Annotated in this window: 4 protein-coding genes and 1 pseudogene; 1 reads left to right on the forward strand and 4 read right to left on the reverse strand. The window is 70.0% G+C overall.

Annotated elements, in window-relative coordinates; translation table 11 throughout:
* Positions 1 to 33 precede the first annotated feature (33 nt).
* The 3 genes from ACFWF3_RS29575 to ACFWF3_RS29585 form a co-directional block, all read right to left on the reverse strand.
* Entirely contained in the window at positions 34 to 411 is a 378-nt protein-coding gene (locus tag ACFWF3_RS29575) for a DUF3817 domain-containing protein (protein ID WP_379316890.1), read from the reverse strand.
* The gene (locus ACFWF3_RS29580) at positions 408 to 836 is read right to left on the reverse strand and encodes a transcriptional regulator (protein WP_378996669.1); all 429 of its coding nucleotides are present in this window, start codon (positions 834 to 836) and stop codon (positions 408 to 410) included. The genes ACFWF3_RS29575 and ACFWF3_RS29580 overlap by 4 nt, the downstream gene beginning before the upstream one ends.
* Positions 837 to 910: 74 nt before the next feature.
* Positions 911 to 1,903: a GlxA family transcriptional regulator gene (locus ACFWF3_RS29585; protein ID WP_379316892.1), complete on the reverse strand. Its 993-nt coding sequence runs from the start codon at positions 1,901 to 1,903 to the stop codon at positions 911 to 913.
* 121 nt (positions 1,904 to 2,024) lie between these two features.
* On the opposite strand from ACFWF3_RS29585, the gene ACFWF3_RS29590 reads away from it, so the two are divergent.
* Entirely contained in the window at positions 2,025 to 2,963 is a 939-nt protein-coding gene (locus tag ACFWF3_RS29590) for an NADP-dependent oxidoreductase (protein ID WP_379316894.1), read from the forward strand.
* Here the strand turns inward: ACFWF3_RS29590 and ACFWF3_RS29595 are convergent.
* Positions 2,964 to 3,274: pseudogene (locus ACFWF3_RS29595) on the reverse strand (short-chain dehydrogenase); the annotation flags it as partial.

Here is a 3,274-nt window from a genome sequence, read left to right on the forward strand (position 1 = left end):
GGATTACCGGGGCGGCGGCGCTTTTCGTGCAAGTCAGAGGCTGTACTGCTGCTTCACGTCTTTGGCGTTGCGGTGCTCGACGAAGAACGACAGCAGCGGGATGGTGCCGGCGACGAGGGTGCCGACGGTGCGGCCGATGGGCCAGCGGACCTTCACGGCGAGGTCGGCGGTGACCAGCAGATAGGCGAAGTACACCCAGCCGTGCACGACCGCGATCCAGCTGGGGGTGTCGACGTCGAAGCCGTACTTGGCGATCATCTCGACGGTGAGCAGCAGCAGCCACAGGCCGGTGACCCAGGCGAGTACGCGGTAGCGCTGCAGGGCCGAGGTGATCTTGGCGGTGGGGGCGCTGCCCGCGGGGGCGGCGGTGGCTTCGTCCGGCGACGGTGTGGTGGTGGTGTTGTCGGTCACCCGGCGTTCCTCTCGGGGGAATGCAAGCCGGCGGTGCGGACCTGCGCATCGATGTCGCTGGCGTGCAGTTGCGCCAGGTACTGGTTGTAGGCGGCCGTTTCCGGGTCGTCGGACTTCGCGGCCTTGGGGCGTTCGGGCAGGATGCCCGCGGGGATCTCGCGCGGCGCCTCGGCCTTGCCCGGACGCGGCGACGCGGGCTCCTCGGCCTCGCGTTCCAGCCGCACGAACCGCACATAGGCGAACACCGCGAACCCGGCGAACAGCGGCCACTGCAGTGCGTAACCGAGATTCTGGCCGGTTCCCGACGACGATTCGAACCGTTCCCACTGCCACCAGGCCAGCGCCAGGCAGCCCAGCGCGACGACGCAGACCAGCGCGATCAGGGCCGGTCGATTGTGCGCCGGGCGAGGAGGTGGAACGGACACGCGCTCCACGGTACCCGCCTACTACAGAGCACGTAGGAGCAGGTCGCGGCCGGAGTCAACCGCGGAGTCAGGCGTCACAGCACAGTAGTCCGGGTGGCGCGCGGGCGCGAGGTCCCGGCCTGGAAGGTCTGGCGGTAGGCGGTGGGGGAGACGCCGATGGCGGCGGACAGGTGCTGGCGCAGGGAAGCGGCGGTGCCGAGGCCCGCGTCGGCGGCGACGCGGTCGATGGGGAGGTCGGTGGCTTCGAGGAGGTGGCGGGCGTGGTCGACGCGTTGCTGCGTCAGCCATTGGCCGGGTGGGAGGCCGGTTTCCTCGCGGAATCGGCGGCAGAAGGTGCGCACGCTCATACGAGCGTGGGCGGCGAGTTCGGTGAGCGGGAGCGGGCGATCCAGGTGGGTCATGGCCCACGCGCGGGTGGCGGCGGTCGTCGCGGTGCTGGGTTCGGGGATCGGCCGGTCGATGAACTGGGCCTGTCCGCCTTCGCGCCACGGCGGCACGATGCACAGGCGGGCGACCTGATTGGCGACCGCGCTGCCGTGATCGCGGCGCAGCAGGTGCAGGCAGGCGTCGATGCCGGCGGCGCTGCCCGCCGCGGTGAGGATGCGTCCTTCGTCGACGAACAGCACGTCGGCATCCATCCTGACTTGCGGGAACAGAGTGCGGAACCGATCGGCTTGTCGCCAGTGCGTGGTCGCGGGGCGGTCGTCGAGCAAGCCGAGGGCGGCCAGGACGAACGCCGCGGTGCAGATCGACACGATGCGGGTATCCGGCCGGAGTCGACCCAGCGCATCGGCCAGGTCGGCGGGCATCCACTCCTCCTCGGGGGCGTCACACGCGGAGAAGGGCGGGATCACCACAGTGTCGGCCTCGGCGAGCGCGCTGCTGTCGTATTCGACGGCGATGGTGAAGTCGGCGTTGGTCGAGACCGGGGCTCCGTCGAGGCTGCAGGTGCGCACGTCGTAGAGCGCGGCGCCGTCGGGATCGGTCGCCGTGCCGAAGATCCGGGCGGGAATTCCCAATTCGAACGGATAGACCCCGTTCAGCGCCAGAACCACCACGCGATGCATGGCAAGATTCTTACACATATTGGCTTTCTTGCCACTCGTCGATGATTCGCGCACCCGGCATCGTGGACTTCACGCGGCCGGTTCGCAGCGAAACGGCCTGGGAGACACAGGGAGAAGCGCCATGCGGGCAATCGGTCAGGACACCTTCGGCGGACCCGAGGTCCTGCGGGTGATCGAGGTCGACAAGCCGAGCCCCGGACCGGCCGAAGTGCTGATCCGCGTGCACGCGGCCGGGGTGAACCCGACCGATTCCTGGCACCGCGCCACCGGCGGACTGCTCGGCGCGATCGCACCGCTGGGCTGGGATGTGTCCGGTGTGGTCGAGGCCGTCGGCGTCGGTGTCACCCTGTTCGCGCCGGGCGACGAGGTCTTCGGCATGCCGCGTCAGCCGCGCGCCGCGGGCGCCTACGCCGAGTACGTCACCGCACCGGCCCGCCACCTCGCGCGCAAGCCGTCGAATCTCACCCACGTCGAAGCCGCCGCGCTGCCGCTCGTCGCGCTCACCGCCTGGCAGGCGCTGGTCGACACCGCCGACGTGCGGCCCGGCCACCGGGTCCTGATTCATGCCGCCGCGGGCGGGGTCGGGCATGTCGCGGTGCAGATCGCCAAGGCGCGCGGTGCGTACGTCGTCGCCACGGCGCGGGCCGACAATCACGACTTCGTCCGCGACCTCGGCGCCGATGAGGTGATCGATTACACCGCAACAGATTTCGTCGACGCGGCCGACGGCATCGACATCGTCGTCGACACCATCGGCGGCGAATACGGCCCGCGCTCGCTGCGAACCCTCCGGCCCGGCGGCATCATCGTGTCGCTGGCCTCCCCGGCGGAAGCGGCCCTGGTGGAGGTCGCCCGCCCGCTCGGCCTGCGGGCCGGGTTCATGATCGTCGAAGCCGACGGCGCGGGTCTGCGCGCTCTCGCGAACCTCGTCGAAAGCGGTGCGCTGCGACCGCACGTGGAAACGGTTCTGCCACTGGAACTCGTGGGCAAGGCCCACGAGATCAGCGACAATCAGCGCACCCGCGGCAAGATCGTGCTCACGGTCACGCAGTGCGGATGATCAGAACTTGTAGCTGATCCCGGTCATCCGCTCGGATTCCTCCCACAGCCTGCGCAGCAGCTCGGGGTTGCGCGAGATCTTGCTCGACGGGCACGCCTCGACCGGTCCCTGCGACTGCATCAGCCGGTTGGGGCCCCAGTACACGGTGGGGTCGGCGTCCGGCTCGGTGGCCGCGAACAAGGTGGAGTGGGCGGCCTTGTGCGGCGGGTGGCCGATGAGCTTGATGAACGGCTTGCTGACCTTGTCGAGGGGGGTCTCGGTGCGGGCGAACAGGTCCGTGGCCGAGACCCCGGGGTGCACGGCGTAGGACT

The sequence above is a fragment of the Nocardia sp. NPDC060220 genome (assembly GCF_042727815.1).
Classification (GTDB): Bacteria; Actinomycetota; Actinomycetes; order Mycobacteriales; family Mycobacteriaceae; genus Nocardia.